The sequence below is a fragment of the Robiginitalea rubriflava genome, from assembly GCF_052540725.1.
On the sequence record NZ_CP199309.1, the window covers coordinates 2,947,938 to 2,974,607 of the forward strand.

The following is a 26,670-nucleotide window of genomic DNA, read 5'->3' on the forward strand; positions in this document are numbered from 1 at the left end:
ATAGCTGTACTTTTTTAATAAAATCAACTGAACCTAATGAAATCGAATCGCTACCCTAGTTGGAAAGCACCATTGTTAGCAGCTTTCCTGTTTTTTTTTATAACCGCTTTGCAATCCCAGACAGACTTCACCACTACTCAATGGCAGGAAGACCTGCGCTTTCTGCAAAAGACGGTTCACAAGGATTACCCATTTCTATTTAAAAAGACCACAGCTGAAACCTTTGACCGGGCTGTGGAACAATTAAATGAGGCCATCCCCTCAATGCAGGATCATGAAGTCCTGGCCGGGCTGATGCGCCTGGTAGCTTCTTTTGAATACGGGCATACCGTTCTCGGGTACTGGGAAGGAAAAGTTACCCTTCACGAGCTGCCGTTATTCCTCTATCAATTCGATGACGGTATATATATAGAAGGAATCCATTCAGACTTTAAAGAAAGCCTGGGAGGGAGGGTAATTGCCATTGAGGGCATGCCAATTGAGACCGTTCTTGAAAAAATGAGACCGGTGGTTCCAGCCGAAAACGACCAGTTCGTAAAGGCTTATGGCCTGCACTATTTGACGATTCCAGAGCTATTACATGCCCAGGGGGTCACAGACAAACTAAAAATGAATATTGACCTGACCCTGGAAAAGGACGGGCAGGAGGTTAAACAGACCATTGCTGCCGTACCCATGGCCCGTTTTCCTTCCAATTACGGATTTGTAAAACCAGGTGGAGACTGGCTCAGTGCCCGCGATACAACCCAGACCCCCTTATATCTTAATAAGATCGATAAAATTTACTTTTATGAATACCTCCCGGAGCAACAAACCGTTTACGTGAGGCATTCCCAGATCCAGGACGACCCGTCTCAGGATATTCCGGCTTTCTATGCGGAATTATTCGACTTTATCGAAAACAACCCTGTGGAGAAGCTTATCCTGGATGTACGGCTGAATGGGGGAGGGAATAACTATAAAAACAAGCCTATTGTAACCGGGATTATCGAAACGGAAAAAATCAATGTGCCCGGGAAGTTTTTTGTAATAATCGGGCGCAGGACATTTTCGGCCTGTCAGAACCTGGTCAATGAGCTGCACAATTACACCAATGCCATTTTTGTAGGAGAACCGACCTCGGAAAATATCAATTTTTATGGGGATAACCGGCCCGTAACCCTTCCCAATACCGGGATAAAAGCCTTATTGTCCTTTGCCTGGTGGCAGGATAAGCCGCAATGGGAGAATGCAGACTGGCTGGCACCGCAAATTGCCAAGGGAATGACTTTTGAGCAATACAGAACCAACCAGGACCCGGCCCTGCAAGCAGCCCTGGATTTCGAAGGGGAGGGGTTTATCTCCGATCCTATGACTTACTTTACGAATTTATTCACTTCAGGCAAGGTAGACCTGATTATGCCGGAAGCCCAGAAAATGATGGCAGATTCTCGGTACAGCTTTTTTGATTTTGAATCAGAATTCAATACCGCGGGATACAACCTCTTAAATGCTGATCAGTATCAGGAGGCCATTTTTGTGTTTACCATGCTTACTAATTTGTTTCCGGAATCTGCCAATACCTGGGACAGCCTTGCAGAAGGCTACTGGAGGGCAGGAGACAAAGAAAAAGCCAGAATGTTTTATAAGAAGGCTATTGAACTGGACCCTGACGGGAATATAGGCAAACGTGCCAGGCTGATGCTTAAGCGACTGGAGGAAGGCAAATAGCAGCGGTAAACTCAAAATATTCAGATTAATTTAGGAGTTTTTAGGGAAACCTTGGGAGTTTTCGAATAGGGAAATAAGGTATCTTGAGTATCAGATACAGGAAGATGAAAAAACGCGCCATACATCTGCTATGTTACAGTCTTTACTTAGGAGGCATTTTCTGGGTCCTTTGGGGCTGTAACGCCAGTAAAACAGCTGTGGCTTCAACGGCGCTTGAAGCACTACAAGAGCAGGTTGCCGCCCGAAATTTCAGAATAGAAGCCCTCTGGGCACTTCCTTTGCAAAGCAGCGGTCTGGTACAGGTTTCCAACTCCGGCCTGTTGCCGCCAGGATCCAATGTTTCCCGGATCAGCCTTATTAATACCCCAAATTCCTTTGTCATTAAAGGGGATTCCGTTTTTATAAAACTCCCGTATTACGGAGAAAGGCAAATTGTAACCAATTACAATCGGGCTGAGGGTATAGATCTGGAAACCGACATTTTAAATCTCAAAATCTCCAGAGCTACCAGAGGAAATTATATCAACCTGGATTTTGAAACGCAACCCAGAACAGAACGTTTGCAATTCAATATAAAGGTTTACCCGCAAAACAGAAGCCTTATTACAGTCTACAGCAACCAGCGAAATACCATCCGTTACGAAGGGGAATTCGAAAACCTCTCAGAAAACCATTAGGGCAGAGGAATTTTGTCAATGCCTGCTATTCCATATTTTCTATTTGACATAATATAAATTATGATTCAATTGAAGTAATTTTCGTAATACGCAGTATTTGCCATAAAATCAGTTATGACTCGCAGAGACATAACGGTATTGATTTTATGACAATAAAATTACGCTACTAAGCTTCTAAGAAGTAAGTTTTTATAGTCCTGATTTGTAAGGAACATTCTTCTAAATAACGCCAGCGCACCGCCTCGCCGAAAATGTGAATCACTCACCGGGTAATTCACATTTCTCGCTTATATTAAGAAAATTACCTTTACTATCATTTCGGAGGGCTCTGCCAGATGATATTGTAAATTTTCCACTGACCCTCAACCTTAGCCAAATGGAAAATATCGATTCCCCATTCAGCTGTTAATTTGGCGGTTGCAGTTTTATCGTGTACCTCGTAAATCTTGATTTCTCTTGGGGAATCGGCATTGACCTTGGTGCCATCCGCATTCCACCTTCCCGCCAGATCGTATAGCTGCTGATACGTCATTTCAAGGTTGTTCCGATAGGCATCTTCCTGCTGATTATACCAATACCCGATTTTTCGCAGGCTTGGGTGCACACTGCGTTCAATTTTATAGGGTTCAACTTTGTAAAGTGCTTCCATATAATCAGTTATCGCCAGCCTGACGGCAGCTTTATCGTTTTGGGAATCGTTCGTTTGCGCCAACAGGCTTGCTGTGGAAATCAAAAGAATCGCCAGGAAATTTAGTGTTTTCATACAATCGATTAATAGCTCTTTAAGGTAACAAATAAGAGGGTATTATATTAAGAATATTTGGGATTTAACGAAGGGGTAATTGACCGGAAGTTTATTTAAATATATTTAGAAGCGGAAACCCTCAACCCTTTCAGGGGAATCCCACCCCTTCCGCATTCCTAAATTTTTAAGGCTATACGTCCCACTCTTACATAATCCATCCAATATTTCTGAACTCTTCGCGTTTTTAGGATTAACAATCATTAATCATGAACATCACCAGACTTTCCCCCCTGATTTTAGTTATACTACTTGCTTTTGCACCCTTCAATGGGGCCGCCCAGAAAAAGGCAAAACTTACGCCAGATGTAAAGGACGCCCTGAAAACAGCCAGGGTTTTGTTGGTGCGTTATGAGGCACCGCCCCTTGATATTATGACGCCTAAAGATGTGGCAGGAGCCGGCCTGGTAGCCAACCTCACTAAATCGGATATAGCCGATAACAGAGAAAGGCACCGCTTCTATCCTTCCGAGAAAGTTCAGAAAAACCTGGATAAATTATTACAGGAACAGGGTTTTATGACCCAAATTGCGCTAAAACCGGAAGCTTTTGATTTTACTATGCCCTCTGGCCTGAAGGATGTTTCCAAATACGCCGATGCAGATGCAGATTATATAATAGAAGTAATAGTTCCCTTAATGGGCTGGCGTGCAACCTACGGAGCAACCAAATGGAGCACCTACAGTCTCAACCTCGGGGTGGAAGTACGGATTATCCGTAAAAGTGACCTGGCGCGTGTCTGGAAAACCAATGTGGGCCATGGGGGCTACAACGATAAAGAGCTTAAGTTCCATATTACGGAATTGGAAGAAAACGGCAAGGAATTGATTGCCGGTTTGCTGGATACCATTGCTGTGGAATGTGCCCGTAAGGTAGTTGAGAATTATGCTAAAGCCAAAAAATAACCTCACTGGCAAACCGAGTAAAATTACACCCGTACACAGTTGTCCAATAATTTCTTTTCGTTGACCAAATATCCGGCAGAACAATCCCGGAGAGCATTGAGCGATTGAATGGTTTACCAGGCTTAAACCTCATTCCTATCTACTATACCTTTTCGCTAAATCAATTTCGGTAACCCCTTTTTAAAAAGGTTAAAAAAACCCGGTAATCTATTATGACTACCGGGCTTCTTAAAAAGATAACCGATTAGAAATAATCGGTATTAGCCTATTATCTATTTCTTTTTGGAAGACGTCACATAACCAACTGGCTGTAACAAGGTTTCCATTTTGGCAATGTTAAGGCCCTCCCCAACTCTGGCCGCTTCGAGGTCTTCCAGGTCCACCCCCGGCGTATCTTTTGGAAGATCATACTGCTCGCCTACACTGGCAGATTTATAGCCTAAATCGTTCATGGATCCTGCCGTGATACGGCTCAGCGGATTTTCACCAAAGTTCAGGAAACCGGTCATCAACTCATTATTGAGTGTGGATTCTTTCCAGTGACCAAATGCCGTTCCCGGGCCTCCCAGGTTTTCAATTGGCAATTCGCCCGTACCCCCTTCGGCATTCCAGAATACATTGGCTTGCTGTCCGGCAAAATAAGGACTGCTTGGCGGGCCTTGCAGAAGGTTCCTTTGGAAGTTCAATGGAGGAAAATTAATGTTCCATAAGGTACCAATTCCCAAAACGTGACCCATTTCATGGACAATTACGTCTTCAAATAGGCCCAGTTGTTCCAGGAAAGCCAGGTCCGCAATGTCAAAGAACATGACCCCTGAAAGGGTTAAAAAATCATTTAACCGGATGAACCGGGGTCCTGCCTGGCCCAAAATGCCCCCGGGCCCATCAATGTTTGCCAGTGCAACCTCAATTACAATATCATCCAGGGTGCCATCCACCGCTGGTGGAAACCCTCTAAAGGCTGAAGGGATAACCCCTGTGAATGAGGGTACATCCCCAATAATAATGCGTTCCCATCTTGCTGCGGCCGCATCAAAAACCTCTTTCTGCCTTTCCGTTGGGGGTAAGATAAATTTCAGGCTTATGTTAAATCGTCCACGGTCCAGTCCGGCCGCGTCGGTAGCTTTAGAAGTAGCTACTTGCGGGCTTGAATCCGTCAAATCCTGTATTTCAATCAAATCTGTACCGTCATGGGCCAGGGAAACAGTTGTTAACTGATTTTCTGCCGCAACTACCGTGGTATCCTCCGCAAGTTCTTCAGAGCAGGAAGTAAAAAGCAGCATGCCTAATACGGTGCTTAAAAGTACTGGTTGTTGAAGGGATCGACAGATTTTGTTTAATTTTCTCATGGGGTGTTCAATTAATTTAAAAGTGGTTAATTAAAATATTAAAGCTTTAAAAATAGTTGTTTTATATATTAACTGCCCCAAAAAAAACCCTAGAAAACCTAAGGTTTTAATTTGTGAATGAAGTATTTCACAATTCTCCCAACTACCACTTTATTTTCAGGGCGTCAATTTTTAGAATAGGTATTTCAAATAAAATTATATCCCTGAGGCAGGCAATGCTCCACTACCCGATTGTAACCCAGGTTACCTTATTCCCTGCAACTATCTATAGTTAGTAAAGGCAACCTTATTAAACTCCTACTAAATTTACAATCTTCGGCCTATTTTCCATTCAGCCTATTACATCTATCGACATGCAATATATCCATTAAAATATGTGCCTTTTAGATACCAATTACTAAGTCATAAGGCGAAAGTCTAAACTTGGGTAAACTCGAAGTAAACCCTTTTCACCAGCGTAATCTGCAAAACCCGTATGGAATCGCCGAAGCCCTGGAGGCGATTTAGGGGGTTGCAGATGGTTTTGCAGTTGTACTGCAAAAACGCCTTGAAAAAGTGTCCTTTCTTTTGATTTCTTTTCTTTGGACAAGCAAAGAAAAGAAATAATAAAAACTAGTTTACCAAACTCTTCTGCACATTCTCCGGTACCGTTTCAAAGGCCTTAAAAGCCGTACTAAAAGTGGCTTTCCCCTGCGTTAAAGAACGCAGGTTGGTAGAGTAACCGTATAGCTCCGCTTCCGGGGTGGCACATTTTAAAATCTGGTATTCTCCGGTGCTGTCTATCCCCATAATAATGGAACGGCGAGACTGCAGGTCGGTCATGACGGGGCCTACCATTTCCTCAGGGACTTTAACCGTTAGCTCCCGGATGGGTTCCAGCAACCTGGGACGGGCATTTAAAAATGCTTCCTTAAAAGCATGTGCCCCGGCAATCTTAAAGGCGATATCATTGGAGTCTACCGAATGCATTTTACCGTCGTATACCATCACCCGTACATCCCGTATAAAGGAGCCGGTAAGCGGACCGGATTCCATAACCTCCATGATTCCTTTGCGAATTGAGGGCAGGTAGCGCTGGTCAATTACCCCGCCAACAATGCAATTGTAGAAAACAAGTTTCCCTCCCCAGGCCAGTTCTATTTCCTCTTTGCCCCGGATATTGAAACCTTCTGGTTCGGGCATGCCTTCATACCAGGGCTCTATTTTCATATGGACCTGCGCAAACTGCCCGGCACCGCCGGATTGCTTTTTGTGTCGGTAGTTAGCAGTCGCAGTCCTCATAATGGTTTCCCTGTAGGCAATTCGCGGCTTTTTAAACTCGGCCTCCAAACCGTATATATGCTCCAGCATCCATTGGATGGTCGCCAGATGCAGCTCACCCTGGCACCCCAGGATTTGCTGACGCAGTTCGGGGGAATAGGCAATTGTAACGGTAGGATCCTGACTGTGAATTTTTTTAAGAGCCTCGCTGAGTTTCTCCTCTTCCTGTTGTTTCAGAGCACTCACCGCTTTGCGGGTTCTGGCCTCCGGATAAATAATGGGACGTATGCTTATTGGATGCCCCTCCTGATGGAGTGTATCGTTGGTTTCTGTGGTCTTCAGCTTAAGGGTAGCCCCTATATCCCCAACAGCCAGACGGTTAACCGGTTCCCGGTTCTTTCCGTCCATTATGAATAGCTGGTGCAGCGTTTCAGTTTCCCCGTTGCGGGAATTTACCAGTTTGTCCCCGGCCCGAACCTGCCCGGATTTTACCTTAAAAAAAGTAATCTGCCCCACATTGGGCATATGGATGGTTTTAAATACGAACAAGGCAGTTGGCTTATCATTTAAAGGGGCAAGAGTCTCCCCTTCCAGGCTTTGCTCCGCTTTGAGGTCGGCAGCTGCCGGGGCTACATTATCAATAAAACCCATCAGGCGACCGCTTCCCATATCCTGAAGTGCCGAAACGCAAAATACAGGAAAGAGTTCATGGTTGAGCATCCCGGCTTTAATACCCTGTCGCATTTCGTCTTCCGATAGCGTACCTTTTTCAAAAAAAAGTTCCATCAGGGCTTCGTCATTTTCGGCTGCTTTTTCAACCAGCTCATTATGGAGCTGGTCTGCCAGGGCTTTCTCGTTTTCGGGAATGGGTAATTTTTCAGGCTTGCCCCCTTCCGCAGGGAACTTGTAACATTTCATCTTTAAAACATCCACGATACACTGGGCCCCATCCATCTTTATGGGATATTGTATTTTGACGGCATTATTGCCGACCAGCCCCTTTATTTGCCGAAAACTGTCTTCGTACTGGGCTTTTGGGTGATCTATCTGATTAATTACAAATAAGGTCGGTTTGTTGTAGGAATTGATGTAGTTCCAGATAATCTCTGTCCCTATTTCAACCCCACTGCGGGCATTGATTACGGTGACAATAGTGTCCGCAACGCGGAGAGAAGACAGGATTTCCCCAATAAAGTCGTCCAGGCCGGGGGTGTCGATAATATTAATCTTATAGTTTCGCCACTCCGTGTGTAAGGGGGTGGCGAAAACCGAGGCTCCCCGTTCCTGTTCCAGTTCGTGGTAATCTGAAACCGTATTTTTATTTTCTACTGTTCCGCGGCGATTGATCAGGCCCGCTTCGAAAAGCATGGTTTCAGCCAGGGTTGTTTTTCCGCTGTTATGGGCCCCTACAAAAACGATATTTTTAATGTGCTTATGGTCATATACTTTCATAATGCTGCAATAAAGGTTAGCTAGTCCGTTTCAGTTCAGGATATAAAAATAAGCTCCCCCTGCATCAGAAAACATGACATTGACCCATGTTTTGGGAAATAATAAGATAGTAAAAAAAATGAATTAAATGTAGGTTTTAATGACCACTACCCTCCCCTACTCTTTTATAAATACCATGCAGTGCTGCCAGGGAAGATTTGAAATGTTTTTCAGCAATTTCAGGCCTGCAGCCTCCATTTCCTTTACAGCCTGGGCTTCGCTCATTTTATGGAGTTTTTTGATGGGGACAGTCGGGTCTTCGGCCCGATACTCAATCAGGTAGAGTTTGGCGTCTGCCCGCATGGCACGCTTGATTGAGGATATCATTTCCCTGGGGAAACTGAATTCGTGATAGACATCCACCATCAATACCTTGTCGATGGCGTTTTCCGGCAGGTTAACAGATTTTTCACAGCCCTTTACCAGTTCAATATTGGATAAACCGGCTTCCTTGCGTCGTATATCCAGAGCATTCAGCATCTCCCGTTGTATATCCACGGCATATACCCGGGCAGCCTCAGGTGCTATCTTCAGCACGTGATAACCAGATCCCGCCCCTATATCAGCTATGGTATCCGCTGGGCTGATCTGCATATTTTCGAGTAGTTTAAGGGTGTTTTCCTCTTCTTCCCGTTCGGGTCTCTCCAGCCACCGCATACCCTGATAGCCCATTACGTAGGCAATTTCGCGCCCCATATACCATTTACCAATCCCGTTAGGGTCGCCTTTCTTATACGTATAGCCCTGCCCCTGAACCGTGCTCAGGGAAAGGACCAATCCAATCAGGAATACAAATTTTGACATCCGGGCTATTTCAAAGAGGCCATATCCCCACTGTTATAGGTTACCCGGTAAATAGCATCCCCGAAATCATCTGAAATGAGCAGGGAACCGTCTTCCATGAACAGCAGGTCTACCGGCCGCCCGAACTGTTCCTGGCTCTCTTCGTCCAGCCAACCATCTATAAAAGGCTGATAGCTCACGGCCTTATTGCCTTCCAGTTGTACCATGGAGACGCGGTATCCAGATTTTCTGGAGCGGTTCCAGGAACCGTGTTCCGCAATCAGGGCGTAATCTCGGTATTTTGTTGGGAACATCTCCCCTTTCGGGAATATTACCCCCAGGGGTGCTACATGTGCGCCCAAATTCTGTACCGGCGCCACGAAATCTGTACAGGGCCGCTGCTGACCGTATTCCGGGTCCGGGATAGTCCCACCGTGGCAAAAAGGATATCCGAAATGCTGACCTACCTTACTCACACGGTTGAGTTCACAGGGAGGAACATCGTCCCCCATCATGTCGCGCCCATTGTCGGTAAACCAAAGCTCCCCGGTTTGTGGATGCCAGGTAAAGCCCACCGTATTACGTACCCCATGAGCTACAATTTCACGATTGCTCCCATCCGGATCCATTCTTGTAATGGAGGCATAGCGCGGATCTGCCTGTGCGGAATCACAAATATTACAGGGCGCTCCAACCGGTACATAGAGTTTGTCGTCAGGGCCAAAAGCGATGTATTTCCAGCCGTGGTGGAATTCAGTAGGGTAATCGTCATAAACAACCACCGGGGCCGGGGGGTTGCTGAGCCGGCTTTCAATACTGTCGTATCGCAACAAACGCCCTACTTCTGCAACATAAAGGGAGCCATTTCGAAAAGCGATGCCGTTGGGTACCTCCAGGGTCGAATCCAGGATGATCACATTATCGGCACGGTAATCCCGGTCCCGGTCCTGGATGGCGTAAACCGTTTTATCATTGCGCGTTCCCACAAACAATGTCCCGTCATCTCCCATCGCCATTGAGCGGGCCCCGTCTATACTATCGGCATATACTTCGATGGTAAAACCCGGAGGGAGTTTTAGCCGTTCCAAAGGTAGAATGCTGGCGGCTTCCTCGTATTGGATAAGTGAGCTATCCGCATCTTTTCCGGAGGTATCCATTTTACAGGAAAACAGGCCCAGGGCCAGGAAACCGATCAATAAAGTCTTAATAAAGATATCAGGGGATTTCATAGCTGTTTGTTTTTTTGCCTCACAAAAATAGTGATTCAGATGCATATGAGCCCGGTCAGATTTATTTAGTAATTTACTGCAACCAACCTCACTGCCTCTTTTATGGAAAAACAGCCTGCATCCTTAAAGAAATTCGGAACTTTCGGAGGAGTTTTTACTCCAACCCTGCTTACCATCCTCGGTGTTATAATGTACCTGCGGCTCGGATGGGTTGTGGGTAATGCAGGTTTACTGGGAACCTGGCTCATTATTGTGGTGTCTTTCCTGATAACCCTGTGTACGGCCTTATCCATGTCTGCAATAACCACCAATATCCGTATTGGCGCTGGAGGTGCCTATGCCATTGTTTCTCAGGCACTGGGACTTGAAGTTGGCGGCAGCCTTGGTATCCCGCGCTATATCTCCCAGGGCCTGGCGGTAACCATGTATATTTTTGGTTTCCGGGAAGGATGGCTGGGGATATTTCCCGACCACAATGCCTTCCTTGTGGACATAATTGTTTTCGGGCTGCTTTTCACCATTGCCTACATCAGCGCCAACCTTGCCATCAAAACGCAGTTCATCATTATGGGGATTATTGTTCTGTCCCTGATTTCCATAGTTGTGGCAGCCTACAACGGGATAATGGAAATTCCCAGTTCAGAAGCTCTTAAATGGGGTTCATTCCAGGGTTCGGTGGAAAATAATTTCAGCGGCAGTAATTTCTGGATTGTATTTGCGGTCTTCTTTCCTGCGGCCACCGGGATTATGGCCGGCGCCAATATGTCCGGGGAACTCAAGGATCCCAAAAGCAGTATTCCCAAGGGAACCCTTTGGGCCATTGGGGTCAGTTTTATTATTTATATGTTGCTGGCCTTCTGGATTGCGCGTTCTGCCACAGAAGAAGAATTGCTGAACAATTATTACGTGATGGTAGACAAGGCCTATTTTGGCCCCCTGATAATAGCCGGGATCCTTGGAGCTACCTTTTCCTCTGCCCTGGCTTCTATTGTAGGCTCTTCTCGCATTCTCTTTGCCATGGGGGAGCACAAGGTCCTGCCCTATTCCAATTTCCTGAAAGGACAGAGCCCAAACGGGCAACCCCGCAATGCCATGATGGTTACAGGCTTACTGATATTAACAACCCTTATGTTGCGCAATATCAATGCAGTAGCTCCTTTGGTGACGCTCTTTTTTCTGATCACCTACGTAATGATCAACATTGTGGTAATCATAGAGCAAAACCTCGGGCTGATCAGTTATCGTCCTGTTTTCAAAATCCACAGGTGGGTCCCCTGGCTTGGGCTGATTTCCGCAGTATTTGCCATGTTCATCATTAACCCTACAATAAGCCTTCTTTCTGTAATGATTGTACTGATGGTTTACTGGTACCTGTCAAGGCAAAACCTGGAGACCCCTTTCGAAGATGTACGCTCCGGCTTATTTGTATCCTTTGCAGAATGGGCAGCCAAACATACCTGGGGAATGAAAAAGATGCAACAACGGGCCTGGAAGGCCAACCTGATGGTTCCGGTTCGTGATCTGAACGGCCTGAAAGGTAATTTTGAATTCCTACGGAATATTACCCGGCCCAAAGGGTCCATTAAACTGCTGGGCATCAAAGCTTTTCCCGAAGCCGAAAAACTGGCCGGGCAACTGGAAGGTGTAGCCGCTGCTTTCCGTCAAAAAGGGGTGTTTTCGTCCTGTTCAGTTATTTGTACGGACCAGTTTGCAAATGGCATCAATTATGGGAGTCAGGCCCTGCAGGGTGCATTTTTTAAACCCAATATTGTATTTCTAAACATGCAGGACCATGACAATTACGAGACGGAACTCAGACCGATAATGAAGGAATCCATTCGGCTCGAAATTGGAATCCTGCTGTTCCTGTCACATCCTACTGCCCAGCTGGGACAACGCAATACCATAAATGTATGGGTCAGTGACCGAAAGGGAAACTGGAATTTGGGCTGGGACATCGGGAACCTGGATCTATCCATTCTGGTTGCATACAAGCTAAAAATAAACTGGGGAGCCAGAATCCGGCTTATAACGGTTATAGAAGATCCCAAAGAAGCTGATAATGCCCGTAACTTCCTGGATTCGCTGATCAGCCTGGCCCGGCTGCCTCAAACCCTTACCGAGGTGCACATCGGGGCTTTCAGGGACATCGTTGATATTGCCCCGCCTGCAGATCTCAACATCTTTGGTATGGATGAAGACCTTCCTTTTGAATTTGTAAAGGAGATGTCTTCCAAAACACAAAGTTCCTGTTTGTTTGTCAAAGATTCCGGGCATGAAAGTATTCTGGCCTGATCCTGGCCCTAATATTTGAGAAAGCGTACTTTCGACATTCTAATTAATAAAGCTTTTGGAGATTTTAGTGCTTATTATTTCGATTTTATCCGTTGTATTCACGTTCGCAGGACTCCTGCGCCGGGACGAGTGGTGGATCCGTATCTTTGATTTTCCCAGGGTGCAGGTTGCACTCTTGCTGCTGATATCCCTGGGCTTTATGCTATTCGGGCTGGGGAGCTGGCAGCTTCAGGACTACCTTTTAGCAGGGGTATTGTTGCTGGCACTCGGATATCAGCTTTACAAAATCTTCCCCTACACGCCCTTCAGCAAAAGGCAGGTCCCTGCAGCAGATATACAGGACCCGGAAAGGGTATTGTCCATAATGGTAAGCAATGTTTTGATGACCAATAAAAAGACTGGTAAATTATTGGCACTGGCAGAAAAAATGCAGCCAGACCTGCTTTTAACCCTGGAAACAAATACCTGGTGGGAAGAGGAATTAAAGCCACTCGAAAAAGCTTATCCGCATACTATCAAAAAGCCAATGGACAATCTGTATGGGATGCACCTGTATTCGAGGTTACCCATTAAAGAACATTCTGTACACTACCTGGTTAAGGAGGGCATTCCGTCAATAGAAGCCCTGATCCGGCTCCCGTGCGGGAAGGATGTCAGGCTGTTTTGCCTGCATCCGGAACCACCCAGCCCCACTGAAAGTGAGACCTCTACTCCCAGGGATGCAGAATTGTTAATGGTTGGGAAAAAGGTCAGCAACTCTTCCGAACCTGTGCTGATCTGCGGAGACCTCAATGATGTGGCCTGGTCCAATACAACCCGCTTGTTTCAAAAAATCAGCGGATTGCGGGACCCCAGGGTGGGCAGAGGGTTTTTCAACACCTTCCATACCCGCTACCCCTTTTTTCGCTGGCCTCTGGACCACATTTTTCTATCCGGTCAATTTAAGTTGATTCATTATAAGCGATTACCGCATATTGGTTCCGATCACTTCCCGATTTATACAGCCGTATATCTCGGCAAAACTTCAGCAGAGGCCGCAAATATGCCTGAAGCTGAGGCAGAAGATCAAAAAAGGGCCAGAAAAAAAATAAAGAAGGCGGATCCGCTGCGAAGGGTGTTAAGATTTCATAAAGTTCCTCTGTAAAGCATAAAAAAAGCCGCTCCTTTCGGAAGCGGCTTTTTAATTATCTCAGGTTGATTATTTGATCTGTAACAGTTCCAGTTCAAAAATTAAATCCTGCCCGGCCAGCGGGTGGTTTGCATCAACAACAATGCTGTCTTCATTTACCTGGGCCACGCGTAACTGGCGCTCAGTCCCGTCTTCATTGCGGGCAACCAGCCCCATCCCTACTTCGGGCTTGATGGTATCAGGCAATTGTTCTTTTTCTATCTTATGGAAAAGCTCTTTTTGAACTTCCCCGTAGGCTTCTTCCTTTGGAATAGTGATTGTTTTTTTCTCATTGACTTCCATGTCAACCAATCCCTTTTCAAAACCGGGGATCAGTTGTCCCTGTCCCAATTGTACTTCAAGCGGCTCGCGCTCCAGGGAACTGTCAAATACCTCTCCATTGGTCAGCTTTCCTGTATAGTGAACCTTCACCATATCATTTGCTTTTACTTTACTCATACTTCTAAATTTCTAATTTTTAATCGCTTGCAAAGGTAAGGGCTTTACTATGTTTAGCCGCATAAATCAGGGTTTTTCTGGAAGGATTGACAAAATCTTAAGATTTTTTGCGGGTAAAGGGGACAAAACGAACTTTCATGAGGTTTTTTTGACGGAACTTGCCTTTTTTCTTCTCGATCAGCACAAGATCGCGCACCCCACGGTGCGGTCCTAAGGGAATCAGCATCCGGCCTCCCTCTGCCAGTTGCTGCAGTAAAGGCTCAGGAATTTCTTCCGCCCCGGCTGTTACCATTATGGCATCAAAAGGAGCCTGCTCCGGCCATCCTGCATAACCATCTCCAATTCGCAGCTCAATATTATTATACCCCATTTTTACAAGACGTTCCCGGGCGGCTTTCCCCAGTGAGGGTACAATTTCGATTGTATAAACATCATGGGCAATGGCAGCAAGTACCGCAGCCTGATATCCGGATCCGGTACCGATTTCCAGGACTTTTTCATCGCCTTTTAACTTCAGCGCCTGTGTCATAAAAGCCACGATATAGGGTTGGGAAATGGTTTGCCCCTCCCCTATGGATAAAGGGCCGTCTTCATAGGCGAAAGGCTGTTTGTTTTCCGGTACAAAAAGGTGCCTTGGTATTGATTCCATGGCATTGAGGACGGCTTCCTGCCGGATATCCCTGGCTTTGAGCTGCTCTCGCACCATTTGAGCGCGCAAGGCAGTAAAGTCAGGCTCCTGGGCTTTTAAACAGGTAAAACCCAGAAATAAAAAAATGTGCTTTATAATTCCCTTTATCCAATCCTGTTTCATTTTCACGATGAAGTAGCTTAAAAAAACGAATATGTTTCATTTAAAGATAAGATAATCAGTCTAATAGGTCAAGGGTGGATACCTGCAGTACAAATTCGGCAAATATGCGGGAAAACCTTATCGATCAATCCTGAATTCATTATGGAAATATCCTATATTTAATCACTGACCGACTAACGCTTATGATTGCCACAAAACAAAGCGGGATTTTCCTGTTACTGTTATGCTGCGGTCTCCTATCCTATAGCCAGACAGGTTTGGGAAGAGACTCGCTGATGACCACGCCAACCTACCAGGCAGCCAGCCTTTCTGAAGATCCGGTTGTGGACGGGGAAATCCTCAATGACCCTGTCTGGAAGGGGATCCCTGCCATAGAAAACCTCATTCAATTGCGTCCCAATTACGGGGAGCCTGTTTCGGAGAAAACCAGTATTCGAGTCGCCGTAAGCCAGGGTACATTCTACGTGGCGGTTGTCTGCTACGATTCGGATCCTGAGAATATTGTGGTATCAGATTCCAGGAGAGATGCCGACCTGAATGATGAAGACAGCTTCCTTTTTATTATCGACACCTACAATGACAATCAGAATGGTTTTTTGTTTGGTACCAATGCACAGGGAATGGAGTACGATGCCCAGATCAACAATGAAGGAAAGGGAAATTTCAATGCCAACCGCCAGCAGGGCGGGGTCATTGGGGGGACAAATATCAACTGGGATGCCACCTGGAAGGTACGCACCCAAATAGGAGACTACGGCTGGAGTGCCGAATTCGCCATTCCCCTGCGCTCACTTCGTTTCGCTGCTGGTACCAACCGTACCTGGGGGATGAATTTCCGGCGAAACATCAGCAAAAATACCGAAACGGCCTTCTGGACCTCCCTCCCGCTGGGTTTTGACATGAAGCGGTTATCCCTGGCGGGGAAACTGACGGGCTTAAACCTGCAAAACCCGGGGAATTTAAAACTCATTCCCTATGTTCTGGGGCAGGTAGTAAATGACCAGGCGGTGTCCCCCTCAGAAACCGACACCAATTTTGAATTCGGGGCAGACATTAAATACAGTATTACCCCCAGCCTGACCCTGGACCTAACCTATAATACAGACTTTGCCCAGGTAGAGGTAGACGACCAGCAGGTAAACCTGGACCGTTTCAATCTCTTTTTCCCTGAAAAAAGGGCCTTCTTCCTTGAAAATGCGGGGCAATTCGGCGTGGGCAGCCCGGGGGAAGTGGATCTGTTTTTCAGCAGAAGGATTGGGTTAGGGGCTGACGGCAGCATTGTTCCCATCATTGGGGGAGCCCGGGTTTCCGGGAAAGTCGGGCAGACCAACGTAGGGCTTCTCAGTATGTTTACAGAAGACGTGGCCGAAGCCGGAATTGAGGAAAATAATTTTACGGTCGCCAGGGTAAACCACAATTTTCCGGGTAGCCGCTCCTCCCTAGGCGGGATTTTTACCAGCCGGGCAGGTCTCGGGGCCCTGGAAGATGACTACAACCGGGTGTATGCGATTGACGGGAAATGGGGAATTGGAAATAAAGCAGAAGTGACGGGATTTATAGCCAAAAGCACTACTCCCGGGGTTGAGGAAAATGATCATGCCTTTAAGATTTTGGGTAATTACAATTGGGATGGATGGAATTTGAATGCGGGGTACACGGAAGTAGGAGAAGGTTTTAATCCGGAGGTTGGTTTTTTACAGCGAACCGCTTTCCGAAAACCGGAACTCCTGATTTTTAAGGCCCACAGGTTTAAAAATGCCCGAAAAATGTTCGAGATACGCCCTCACCTCTCCTACAGGGGTTACTGGAATTTTGACGATCAACTTATTACCAGTTTCCTGCATGTGGATAACCACTGGGTCTGGCGCAGCGGTTTTGAAATCCATACCGGGATTAATTTTACCACCGAAAGGGTGCTGAACCCATTTAATATCTCCCGGGTGACTGTTCCGGTAGGGAATTATGTAAACGAAGAATTGCAACTGGTGCTGATTACCAACCCCAACAACGCCTTTTCCCTTAGTTCCAGGACCTTTATAGGAGGCTATTTCAACGGAAACCGGATCACCAACAGCGGTACTGCAAACTATCGGCTTGGAGATAAGTTTGTTTCCTCCCTTACCTTCAGCCACAGCGATATTAAACTGGATACGGGTAACGTAACGGCTTTTGTAAGTGGGTTGCGACTGGCGTATTCCTTTACGCCCCGAATTTTCCTGCAAAGCCTGATCCAGCGAAACAATGTTTCCAAGGTTACCTCAGTAAATGCCCGCTTCGGCTGGCTTCAGAATGCCAACACCGGTTTATTTGTGGTGCTCAATATTGTCAGGGATGACGACCTGATCGACAATCTGGATAATCAGGTATTTACAGTGAAATACACCCACCGTTTTGATATTCTGAATTAAGGATGCCTATTGTCCGCGTCCCCGGAATCTGGAGAGTCCTACCAGCTTTTTTCTGGTATTGATAAAGTAAACCCCGGTGAGCAGTATTCCGGCTGCGATCAAGGATTGAAGGGTAATTTGCTCATCGAGAAAATACCATCCCAGCAGCATGGCCACAATTGGGTTCACATAGGTGTTTGTAGCAACTTTTTCAGGCGATACTGTTTTGAGAAGGAAATTAAAGGAAGTAAAGGCTACAATACTGCCAAAAATCACCAACAATAACATGGCCCAGTGCGTATCTGCCGACCAGTTAAGCGGGGACACCCAGGGTTCCCCGAAAAGGACACTCATCAGGCCCAGTAAAATCCCCCCGGTAAGCATCTGATAGCCGGTATTTACCAGATAGTTTCCGGGGAGGTCTGCACGGCCCACGAATAGACTGCCATAGGCCCATGCAAGCATAGCCGAAAAAATCATCAGGATGCCCGTAAAGGAGTTTTCCAGCCGAACCACTTCCTTTTGAGCGATTAGCAAATAGATTCCTACTATACCCAGCACTATCCCGACCAAAGACATCGGTTGAATTTTTTTGCCCTGCAGCATCCACATCATCAGGAGGATAATCAGGGGTTGGGCTGAAATAACAAGGGCTGCAAAATTACTGTCTACATAACGCAGTGCCCATACAACCACCCCATTGCCAAAACTCAGGAAAAGAAAACCGGCAATGATGGTATTGAGCAGTTGCCGCCAGCTTATCTTCAGGGGTTTGCCCATTGCCCTGGCAATTCCAAAGATCAGGATGCTGGCTGTAGTAAAACGGATTCCGGCCAATAAAAAAGGGGGTAATTCTGTAACCGCTATTTTATTGAGCAGGTAGGTAGAACCCCAAATTACATAAATTGCAAAGAAGGCGGCAATTACCAGTGGTAGTTTGGGTTCAGAATCCATTCGGTTGCAATTATGAAGCAATATTACGCTTTCCTCCTGATTTATAATACAGTGACTGTATTAAATGAAGCTGCTACAAGTATGCGGCGACCATAAAGCCCAGGTAGGTCCCCAGGGCGTTTCCAAAGGAACCAATTATTATGGCAGGAAGGATGAGTTCATCCCTTTTAAAATTTTTTGCCAGGGCCATGGCCGTGGTCCCTCCCCCAACATTGGCCTGGGAGGCAATTGCAGCCAATTCCCACCCATAGCCAGCGAGGTAACTGAAGCCGAACACAATAAGGCCGTGCACCAAAACCGTAATCAGAACAAAGAGGAGTAACAAAACGGCCAGTTGGCCGGCAGATGCCAGGGCACCTATATCGCAGAAGGCCCCTACCACTGCCAAAAACAGATAGATGGCCCAGCTACCCAGGAACATATTACCTTTCAGTCGATGCAGGGCAGGAATCTGTGCCAGCAAAATGGCCAGGGTCGTAAGGGTGATCATAAAGGGGATTCTCAATCCGAGGGCTGTTTCCAGTAGTTCTGTCAACCAGGAAGCCAGTAAAAGTCCTCCACCACTAAGAGCGATCCAGAAAGAAAGACTACCAATATTGAGTTGAGCCCTTTCATCATCCTGTGCAACTTTTACTTCGGAAGCGGCGCCATCGGGAGCCACAAACTTTTTATAAGGTAAAAATCGCTGCAGCAGGACCGGCAGGGTTATGGTAACAAAAAACCAGATGGTTGTAAGTACATTGTCTGCAGCTACTGCAGCCGTATACAGCAGGCCGTTATCCATCACCTCGTAATGCAGGGCCACTGCATTAAAATTGATACTTCCCCCTGTATAGGTGCCGGTAAACATCCCGGCAAGGGCATTGTACATTCCCTGAAATAAAGGACCATCCGAAATGAGCTGGCTTGCAATGAAAACCCCTGCAACTGTCCCAAGGCTCCCCACCACAAAAAGCAACAATATGGGAACACCGGTTTTTTTGAGTTGCAACAGGTTTACATCTAGCAGGAGCAGGAAGAGAGCCGCCGGTGCAACTATTTCAAAAATGCTGTTGTATACCGGGTTCGCCGCACTTGGGATCAATCCTAAGTTTGAAAATAAGGCTCCCACTAAAATTACCATCAGGGCAATGCCAAAGGCTTTAAAAAAGGGCCTGTTGCTAATCCAGTTGGATATAAGCAGAATCAGGGCCAGGGCAGAAATTATGTAGAGCGGGGTCTCAGTAAATTCCATAAGGTTTTTTGCGGGTCAAAAGATAGCATTTATAACCCGATTGCCATTTATACAGGAAACAGAAATAAAAAAACCACGCCTCGGGCGTGGTTATCAGTTGCTTTTAATATCTAATCTTTTAAGGACTGCATATCTATTACGAAGCGGTATTTCACATCTGAGGCCACCACTCGTTCGTAGGCCTCATTGATATCCTGCATCTTAATGAGTTCAATATCCGAAACGATATTGTGTTCCCCACAGAAATCCAGCATTTCCTGAGTTTCCGCTATCCCACCTATAAGGGATCCGGCAATTCGTTTTCTCCCCATAATGATATTTCCACCATGAAAAGGTTTTAGGGGCTCTACCGCTCCAACCAGTACCATGGTCGCATCTATTTTCAACAGGGAAATATAGGGGTCCATCTCATGGCCTACCGGAATGGTATTCAGAATAAAATCGAAACTATTGGCCTGGGCCTGCATGGCTTTTTCGTCAGTGGAAAGCAATACTTCGTCTGCTCCCAGGCTGTGCGCATCCCCAGCCTTGTCAGGCGAACGGGTGATCATCACCACATGTGCGCCCAGGGCGCTGGCAAATTTTATCCCCATGTGCCCGAGGCCGCCTAAACCGACAACCCCCACCTTATCTCCTTTGCCTACCTTCCAGTGGCTCAGGGGCGACCAGGTTGTAATACCAGCGCAAAGAAGGGGCGCCGCGCCTTTTTCATCTATATTTTCAGGCACTTTAAGTACAAATTCTTCCTTTACAACCACGTGAGTGGAATAGCCACCATAGGTCTGACCGCCCAGGTGCGGGTCCGGACTGTTATAGGTAAAGGTGCATCCCTTCTCACAGAATTGTTCCAAATCCTGTTTGCAGGGGTTGCACTCCTGACAGGAGTCTACCATACACCCTACTCCCACCAAATCTCCGACCTTAAAGCGACTTACTTTACTGCCGACCTCCCGTACCCTTCCGATAATTTCATGGCCGGGGACAACGGGGTAGGTAGAATTATGCCATTCGTTACGGGCAGTATGAATGTCGCTGTGGCATACCCCACAATAAGTTATTTCAATATGTACATCTTCATCATTGGGCTCGCGACGCTTAATATCCAATTCCTGCAAGGGTTTGTCTGCTCCTTTTGTTCCGTATGCTTTTACGGTTTGACTCATAGTGTTTTTATGGTTTTATATTAAAGTTACGCTCAGGGAAATTTCTGTATCCAGTAGTTTTGATATAGGACAGATTTCCTTGGCTTTTCCGGCAATCTTTTCAAATTCGCCGGAATCGATCCCCGGAACTTTTCCGGAAAGATCTAATTGTATATGGGTGATCGCCCCGTCTTCAAAGGTAAGGGTAGCTTCTGCATCCAGGGTGTCTGGTGTATATCCGGCTTCCCCCAGCAAAAAACTAAGCTGCATGGCAAAACATCCGGAGTGGGCAGCCCCAACGAGTTCTTCAGGGTTAGTACCCTTACCGTCAGCAAAACGGGTATTAAACGAATATTGCGTGTTTTCGAGAACTTTACTGGCGGTTGTGAGGGTCCCTCCCCCTTCTTTGCCGCTCCCTTTCCATTGTGCGGATGCTTTTCTTGTAAATTTCATTTTCTGTTTTTTTAATATTTTGAATAATTATCGAAATACTTTTTGATGCCAACTGATTCGGTTGCGCAATCTGCCTGATAAAAATGACTGAGAGGATATCTCAAATAGCCCTGTACAGGGTAAATCCAAAGCAGTAAACTACTAAAAGATATTCAAGTAATCAAGCGGGCTATGGTTAAGATTGACTTAAATATGAAAGATCCGCTGCGATAACCTGAAATTATGGAATGTTTAACTTTATATGACATTATTTAAACAAATATTAAGAACAGTGCCTGCTTTCGGTACTTACCTTTAGACTGAAATAAATATTCACATCTAAAACCTAAAAAAGGACTATGAAAATTTTAAAAACATCAATGACCCTGGCTTTGGCAGGAATGTTATCCCTGGCCTGTGCACAAGAAAAAAAGAAAAGTGCTGACGATGCGGCCACAGATATGGCTGAACAAACAGAAATGGCAACAGAAGCCGTAACTGAAGCACCACCAACTATTGCTGGGGTAGCCAGTGGAAATGAAGCTTTCTCCACCCTTGTTGCTGCCCTCGGAGCTGCAGATCTGGTAACGACCCTGGACGGGGAAGGACCTTTTACCGTGTTTGCCCCTACCAATGACGCTTTTGGTAAATTGCCAGAAGGAACAGTAGAAACTTTATTGAAGCCTGAAAACAAAGGAACCCTCACAGGAATCCTTACCTATCATGTCGTATCCGGTAAATACATGGCCGCAGACGTTGTAAAGGCAATTCAGGATAACAACAATGCTTTCCCGGTTGAAACCGTACAGGGAGGCAGCATTACCCTGAGCCTGAAAGACGGATCCGTTATCCTCACTGATGTAGCAGGAAATACTTCCACCGTAACAATGACCGATGTAGAGGCCTCAAACGGGGTAATACACGTTATTGATACAGTTGTAATGCCGGAATAATCTCGGTACCCACTATAAAAAAAACCGCCTGAACAGGCGGTTTTTCTTTTTCAATGCAATTTTAAAATTATTATACTTCCAGGCGACCTTTAAGTCGCTTTTCTACTTTGCGTTTAATTTCGGTCAAACGTTTCATAACCTCCATCAGGTGCTGATCTCGGTTACTTTTGTAGACCTCATTGATTTCCAATATAAGCTGCTTTAAATCACGACTGGCCTGGACACGGTCACTTGTAGTGATTCCCGACCATTTGCGATTTTCAAAATCAGAAGCTCGCTGCAGTAAATCCATCGTTTTAATTAAGCTAAATTCAACTTCAGTTTGTGAAAAAGTTAAAAAAATAAGTCTTTTTCTCCTTTGCCCCCAAGTTACTATTTCCCTATTTCCTGTTATTTATAATTAACAAAAGTTTAGACAAATTCAGTCTAAAGAAGCAATCAGGGCTTTTGCGGCTAATTCCCCGCTTTGCATTGCGGCGTTCAGAGATGGATAGAGCAAATAATCCCCAGCCTGGAAAACCCCATTCTGTACTTTAAGTCGTTCGGCTGGCAGGTTCATTACAGGAAGGCCGGTTACCGGCAGGGCTTTCTCAATGTGATAGTGTTTTAAGAAACGAATAACGGAAATCCCCAACCCATCTAACTCTTTCTGAACAGCAACAGCCAGTTCGTCGGTGCTGAACTGATGAGGCCTGATCACTGTAACTGAAAGCAATTCGTGCGGTCCTTTCCGGGCTGGCCTAAGGGCTGTAGGGTAATGTATGGTATTGATGAGCCTATCTTCGCCCGGTACCAGACTGATACACGGCTCCGGATACAACCTGTCTTTTGTTTCAAAATATAAGGTATGACAGGAATGCCATTTTACAGAAGGTCCTTCTTTTATCTCCAGGGGACCATCTGTGGCGATCAGAATACCTTCTGCCTCTATGATTTCCCCAGAATTAAGAATCACCCGACCAGTCTCCACTCTTTTGACCTCTGTTCCAAAACGAATCTCAGAGCGCTGCAGGCCACCTGCCAGTTGCCTGGGAATCGCTTCCATTCCCGCTTCAGGTATACTGGCATAGCCTGCCGCAAACATATGGTATACGAATCGGAACATACGTGCATCGGTCTGTAATTCAGGTTCCAGAAATATCCCGCCAAAAAAAGGCTTAAAAAAATGATTTATGATTTTCTCACTGAAACCGAGGTCTTTCAGATAAGCCAATGTGGTTTGCGGAGGGCTTTCGAATAATTCCCGGATCTGCAGCCCTGAAAGAGCGCGCTGCAGGCGAAATACTTTCCATTTATCCTTAAGGCTGCCCGCTCCTGAAAACAGGGTTGGGAGCAAAAAACCAGGGTCTCTTAAAGCATCCCCGAGCCGGCTGCTGCTACCCCTGCCCAAAATCCGTGCTCCGGGTTTAAAAGCCTGCAGGTTCAGGGCTCCGTAATCCAGATATTTTTGTGCCATGGGATAGGCGGTCAATAGCACCTGAAAGCCCCGGTCCAGTAAATAACCCTCTGTAAAGTCTGTTTTAACACGGCCCCCAACCCGCTCGGATGCCTCCAGGACTAATGGGTCATAACCGTGTTGCTCAGCCACGGTAGCTGCAATCAGGCCGCTGATCCCCGCTCCTACAATAACTATTTTTTGTTTCTTCATTTGCTAAATTTACGATGCCCCTTGCAATTTTAAAATGGTTTAAAAGGCATCGCCAACCATTTTGGTTCCGCAGACCGCTCAATGCATATAACTCCCGGCATTAATATCGATGGTAGTGCCTGTGGCGTGATCCATCATGCCACTGCAAATGAAGGCCGCAAGGGGGGCAATGTGTTCTGGCAAGGTTAATTCGCCGAGGGCCAATTCCTTTAGTACCCGGGCCTCTCCATGTGTTTTCATAAATGAAACCGCCATTTCTGTTTTCGTAAAGCCAGGGGCAATAGTAAAGGCGGTAACCCCCATCTTGCCGTAGGATCTCGCAACACTGCGGGCCAGGGACGTAAGCCCACCCTTTGAAGCGGCATACGCCAGATATTCCTCCGTTTCACCCCTGAAGGCCGCCCGGCTTCCTATGTACAGGAATCTGCCTCCTTTTTGCTCTTTAAAATGATCAAGTCCCAACCGGGTCAGCAAGCCTGCTGCATTCAGGTTAATATTTATAGTTTTTTTCCATATCTCCCACCATTGGCCGAATTCCATGGAAACAGGATGGGGAATAAAGACGCCGGCATTCAAAACAATGCTATCCAGCTTACCCAGCCCGGCAATACTTTCATTAAACAGCCTTTTAATGTCTTCTGTTTCTTCCAGATTCGCCTGTAAAGCAATGGATTGGGTCTTTGGAAAACTCGCTGCCAGTTCAGAAGCAGCTTCTTCCCCGGAATTATAATGAACCACAACCCTGGCCTCCTGCTTCATCAATTCCCTGGCAATGGCTTCTCCGATCCCGCGGGAGGCTCCGGTTACCAAAATACACTGTCCTTTTAAGCTCATACTGTTCTTTTATTCAAAATAAGCCCTTTTTGGCGAATTGGCAATCTGAGTGCGGGGCATAAAAAAAGAGGCCCTTTTTCGGGCCTCTTAAGAATTATTGTGTGGGCTAAATTATTGCCGTTGCCTTAAAGCGAAATATTCTCTTTTGCTCCATTGGGATAAGTCAACTGAGCCATATCATCACAGCTTCCATCTCCGAAGTCTACCTCAATCTCAAGTCCATTTTTGTTCAGGTCCATGATCCCGCTAAGCAGGTATTCACATTCAAAATTGCCATTTAACGGCTCAAGGATCGTTACTGAATAGGTATTCTCCCCTACTTGCAGCATCCAGTTACCGGTAATGCTAAAGCTGATATCTGAAAGGGTTTCTCCAAAAGTAACAGTAAGGGTTTTGGTCCCGCTTTCTATGATCGTACTCTGGTCTTCCAGAGTAACGGTCATTTCACTGTTCACCGTAAGGGAAATACTGTTTTGGTTTTCACCCATAACCAGGGTATAGGTACGGGTACCATTCAATTCTATTGCACCTACAAAAAATCCATCAAAAGTTGCTGTATAAGAGGCTATATCGGGGTTAGTGCTGTAGGTTACCACCAGCGTCCCATTGACGTTATCCGTTCCATTGAGCATACAATTTCCGAAAGTAGCAGTAAAGCCGGTTTCAGAATAAACCACCTGGTAACATTCATTAGCCGCACTTTTTCCGGATGTGCTGTTGCCGTTCTGGTAAATTTCAGCCAGAGCTGTATCGGCAACCGCTGTCCATTGATCTGTTTCCAGAACTGTTTGTAATTCCTGCTGTGTAAGCTGGTCTTCAACAGCTATTTCCTGTTCATCTGCATCCGTACTACAGCTTTGAAGCAGGCATGTAAGCAGTGAGCCGACCATGAGGCCTGCTATTAAATATCGTTTGATTGTTTCCATAGAATGAATGATTGAAATTTATCCCTTTAACGCAACATTTGGCGCTTTAGTACGGCTGCACTCATTTAATCGATCAACAGCACTTCCTGAAGGGCAGATGATCAGAAAACCACCTGAATTTCTTAGTCTTCAGGAAAAAGGGAGGCATCTATACCGGGAAGCAAACGCATCGCATTTTTGTAATAGACCTTCTTTAGTACAGAATCTGGCAGGTCCAGCCCGTACATGGCCCAAAAGGCGTGATATTTTTTATAATATGGAAAATATTCATCTGCCGTCTCCAAAACCCTGAAATAGGTAGGAAATTCAGATGGGTTCCAGGCATCTTTTCCAAAAAGGATACGATCCTGATACTTTATAAAAAATTCCCTGGCCATCCTGGGCTGCCGCCCCAATTCTGCTATTATCGCCCCAATTCCCACATTCATATTGGGCATTTCATCCATTAGTTCAGATAGGTGGCCCAGGTTGTTGGCGTACCAGCCCATATGGGCATTTATAAAATTAGTTCTGGGATGTTTCCTGAACATCCTGTGTTGTTCGTCTATAATCTGCTGCCAGGGCGCCGGATCCGTATCAGTACGTTTGCGACGCGGGCGGGTTTTTAACTCAAGCCATCGCTCATTGTTGGCATCCATAGGGTCCCAGAAAGATTTGGGATCCGCAGAATGGATCAGGACCGGAATACCCAATTCTGCACATTTCGCCCATATGGGATCCAGGCGGGGGTCGTCTACTGCTATGCGATTCCCATTGATATCCCTGTTGCGCAACCCAAGGCTTTTATAGATTTTGAGCCCGGACGCTCCGTTTTTCACATCTTCTTCCAGTTGGGCAGCTGCTTTCTGGCCCCATCCCGGGTTGCCTACCCCACTGAAGTCCACATTGGCAAACACCACAAAACGATTCGGATAATGTGCCTTTACATTTTCTACAGCGGCTTTGAGGTTTTCCCCGGAACCCCCACTGAGGTTTACCATAACTGCAAGGTTCAGGCTATCCATGGCCCGTACCAATACCGACAGGTCCATTGATGGCATCCTGAATTGATGACTATGGATATCAACAAAAGGGAATTTAGCCCGCTTTACGGGATGTTCCGGCACCACCAGAGTGCTTTTCGGATTGTACTGCTCAAAGCCCATTTCCTGTCCGTACAGGCTTAAACCGGTTGGGAAGGCAGTAAGTAAAAAGGTAATCAGAATGTATTTTCTCATAATT

23 protein-coding genes are annotated in these 26,670 nt (G+C 46.1%); 7 read left to right on the plus strand and 16 right to left on the minus strand.

Features of this window, described 5'->3' with window-relative positions; translation table 11 throughout:
- The first annotated feature begins 36 nt into the window (after positions 1-36).
- Both ACT6NU_RS13300 and ACT6NU_RS13305 read left to right on the plus strand, forming a co-directional pair.
- Positions 37-1,710, plus strand: coding sequence for a hypothetical protein (locus ACT6NU_RS13300; RefSeq protein ID WP_445382159.1), 1,674 nt, complete (start codon positions 37-39; stop codon positions 1,708-1,710).
- A gap of 104 nt (positions 1,711-1,814) precedes the next feature.
- Positions 1,815-2,387 (plus strand): DUF4251 domain-containing protein, encoded by a 573-nt coding sequence (locus ACT6NU_RS13305; protein ID WP_445382160.1) that lies wholly within the window; start codon positions 1,815-1,817, stop codon positions 2,385-2,387.
- A 313-nt stretch (positions 2,388-2,700) separates the two neighbouring features.
- On the opposite strand, the gene ACT6NU_RS13310 is transcribed toward ACT6NU_RS13305, so the two are convergent.
- The gene (locus ACT6NU_RS13310) at positions 2,701-3,150 is read right to left on the minus strand and encodes a nuclear transport factor 2 family protein (RefSeq protein ID WP_445382161.1); all 450 of its coding nucleotides are present in this window, start codon (positions 3,148-3,150) and stop codon (positions 2,701-2,703) included.
- A gap of 248 nt (positions 3,151-3,398) precedes the next feature.
- Here ACT6NU_RS13310 and ACT6NU_RS13315 point away from each other — a divergent pair, with 248 nt between their 5' ends.
- Entirely contained in the window at positions 3,399-4,094 is a 696-nt protein-coding gene (locus ACT6NU_RS13315; RefSeq protein WP_445382162.1) for a hypothetical protein, read from the plus strand.
- A 272-nt stretch (positions 4,095-4,366) separates the two neighbouring features.
- Here the strand turns inward: ACT6NU_RS13315 and ACT6NU_RS13320 are convergent, their stop codons facing one another.
- From ACT6NU_RS13320 to ACT6NU_RS13335, 4 genes are all read right to left on the minus strand, one after another.
- Positions 4,367-5,377, minus strand: a complete 1,011-nt coding sequence (locus tag ACT6NU_RS13320; RefSeq protein WP_445382163.1) for a leishmanolysin-related zinc metalloendopeptidase — start codon at positions 5,375-5,377, stop codon at positions 4,367-4,369.
- Positions 5,378-6,055: 678 nt separating this feature from the next.
- Entirely contained in the window at positions 6,056-8,155 is a 2,100-nt protein-coding gene (locus ACT6NU_RS13325) for an elongation factor G (protein WP_445382164.1), read from the minus strand.
- A gap of 156 nt (positions 8,156-8,311) precedes the next feature.
- A complete protein-coding gene (locus ACT6NU_RS13330; protein ID WP_445382165.1) occupies positions 8,312-8,998 on the minus strand; it encodes a class I SAM-dependent methyltransferase in 687 nt (228 codons plus the stop codon).
- Between the two features lie 5 nt (positions 8,999-9,003).
- Complete coding sequence (locus tag ACT6NU_RS13335; protein WP_445382166.1) at positions 9,004-10,206, minus strand: PQQ-dependent sugar dehydrogenase; 1,203 nt, start codon at positions 10,204-10,206, stop codon at positions 9,004-9,006.
- 102 nt (positions 10,207-10,308) lie between these two features.
- Here ACT6NU_RS13335 and ACT6NU_RS13340 point away from each other — a divergent pair, with 102 nt between their 5' ends.
- Positions 10,309-12,501, plus strand: a complete 2,193-nt coding sequence (locus ACT6NU_RS13340) for an amino acid permease (RefSeq protein WP_445382167.1) — start codon at positions 10,309-10,311, stop codon at positions 12,499-12,501.
- 55 nt (positions 12,502-12,556) lie between these two features.
- Entirely contained in the window at positions 12,557-13,645 is a 1,089-nt protein-coding gene (locus ACT6NU_RS13345; RefSeq protein ID WP_445382168.1) for an endonuclease/exonuclease/phosphatase family protein, read from the plus strand.
- A 54-nt stretch (positions 13,646-13,699) separates the two neighbouring features.
- On the opposite strand, the gene ACT6NU_RS13350 is transcribed toward ACT6NU_RS13345, so the two are convergent.
- Positions 13,700-14,128 (minus strand): FKBP-type peptidyl-prolyl cis-trans isomerase, encoded by a 429-nt coding sequence (locus ACT6NU_RS13350; protein ID WP_445382169.1) that lies wholly within the window; start codon positions 14,126-14,128, stop codon positions 13,700-13,702.
- Between the two features lie 97 nt (positions 14,129-14,225).
- Positions 14,226-14,939: a protein-L-isoaspartate(D-aspartate) O-methyltransferase gene (locus tag ACT6NU_RS13355; RefSeq protein WP_445382170.1), complete on the minus strand. Its 714-nt coding sequence runs from the start codon at positions 14,937-14,939 to the stop codon at positions 14,226-14,228.
- Positions 14,940-15,121: 182 nt separating this feature from the next.
- Between ACT6NU_RS13355 and ACT6NU_RS13360 the strand changes: the two genes are divergently transcribed.
- Positions 15,122-17,347, plus strand: coding sequence for a DUF5916 domain-containing protein (locus ACT6NU_RS13360; protein ID WP_445382171.1), 2,226 nt, complete (start codon positions 15,122-15,124; stop codon positions 17,345-17,347).
- 6 nt (positions 17,348-17,353) lie between these two features.
- On the opposite strand, the gene ACT6NU_RS13365 is transcribed toward ACT6NU_RS13360, so the two are convergent.
- The 4 genes from ACT6NU_RS13365 to ACT6NU_RS13380 form a co-directional block, all read right to left on the minus strand.
- Positions 17,354-18,280 carry an EamA family transporter gene (locus ACT6NU_RS13365; RefSeq protein ID WP_445382172.1) on the minus strand — a complete coding sequence of 309 codons (927 nt, stop codon included), beginning with the start codon at positions 18,278-18,280 and terminating at the stop codon, positions 17,354-17,356.
- A 73-nt stretch (positions 18,281-18,353) separates the two neighbouring features.
- Positions 18,354-19,514, minus strand: a complete 1,161-nt coding sequence (locus ACT6NU_RS13370) for a DUF819 family protein (RefSeq protein WP_445382173.1) — start codon at positions 19,512-19,514, stop codon at positions 18,354-18,356.
- 110 nt (positions 19,515-19,624) lie between these two features.
- Positions 19,625-20,677: an NAD(P)-dependent alcohol dehydrogenase gene (locus ACT6NU_RS13375; protein ID WP_445382174.1), complete on the minus strand. Its 1,053-nt coding sequence runs from the start codon at positions 20,675-20,677 to the stop codon at positions 19,625-19,627.
- A 15-nt stretch (positions 20,678-20,692) separates the two neighbouring features.
- A complete protein-coding gene (locus ACT6NU_RS13380; protein ID WP_445382175.1) occupies positions 20,693-21,109 on the minus strand; it encodes an OsmC family protein in 417 nt (138 codons plus the stop codon).
- Positions 21,110-21,447: 338 nt separating this feature from the next.
- Here ACT6NU_RS13380 and ACT6NU_RS13385 point away from each other — a divergent pair, with 338 nt between their 5' ends.
- On the plus strand, positions 21,448-22,041 hold the full coding sequence (locus tag ACT6NU_RS13385; protein ID WP_445382176.1) for a fasciclin domain-containing protein: 594 nt from the start codon (positions 21,448-21,450) through the stop codon (positions 22,039-22,041).
- A 70-nt stretch (positions 22,042-22,111) separates the two neighbouring features.
- Here the strand turns inward: ACT6NU_RS13385 and ACT6NU_RS13390 are convergent, their stop codons facing one another.
- The 5 genes from ACT6NU_RS13390 to ACT6NU_RS13410 all read right to left on the minus strand — a co-directional run bounded on the left by ACT6NU_RS13390 (position 22,112) and on the right by ACT6NU_RS13410 (position 26,666).
- Positions 22,112-22,333 (minus strand): hypothetical protein, encoded by a 222-nt coding sequence (locus ACT6NU_RS13390; protein WP_445382177.1) that lies wholly within the window; start codon positions 22,331-22,333, stop codon positions 22,112-22,114.
- A 129-nt stretch (positions 22,334-22,462) separates the two neighbouring features.
- A complete protein-coding gene (locus ACT6NU_RS13395) occupies positions 22,463-23,689 on the minus strand; it encodes a protoporphyrinogen/coproporphyrinogen oxidase (RefSeq protein WP_445382178.1) in 1,227 nt (408 codons plus the stop codon).
- A gap of 78 nt (positions 23,690-23,767) precedes the next feature.
- Complete coding sequence (locus tag ACT6NU_RS13400) at positions 23,768-24,523, minus strand: SDR family NAD(P)-dependent oxidoreductase (protein WP_445382179.1); 756 nt, start codon at positions 24,521-24,523, stop codon at positions 23,768-23,770.
- Positions 24,524-24,648: 125 nt separating this feature from the next.
- Complete coding sequence (locus tag ACT6NU_RS13405; RefSeq protein WP_445382180.1) at positions 24,649-25,449, minus strand: hypothetical protein; 801 nt, start codon at positions 25,447-25,449, stop codon at positions 24,649-24,651.
- Between the two features lie 122 nt (positions 25,450-25,571).
- Positions 25,572-26,666, minus strand: a complete 1,095-nt coding sequence (locus tag ACT6NU_RS13410) for an amidohydrolase family protein (protein WP_445382181.1) — start codon at positions 26,664-26,666, stop codon at positions 25,572-25,574.
- Positions 26,667-26,670: the final 4 nt, after the last annotated feature.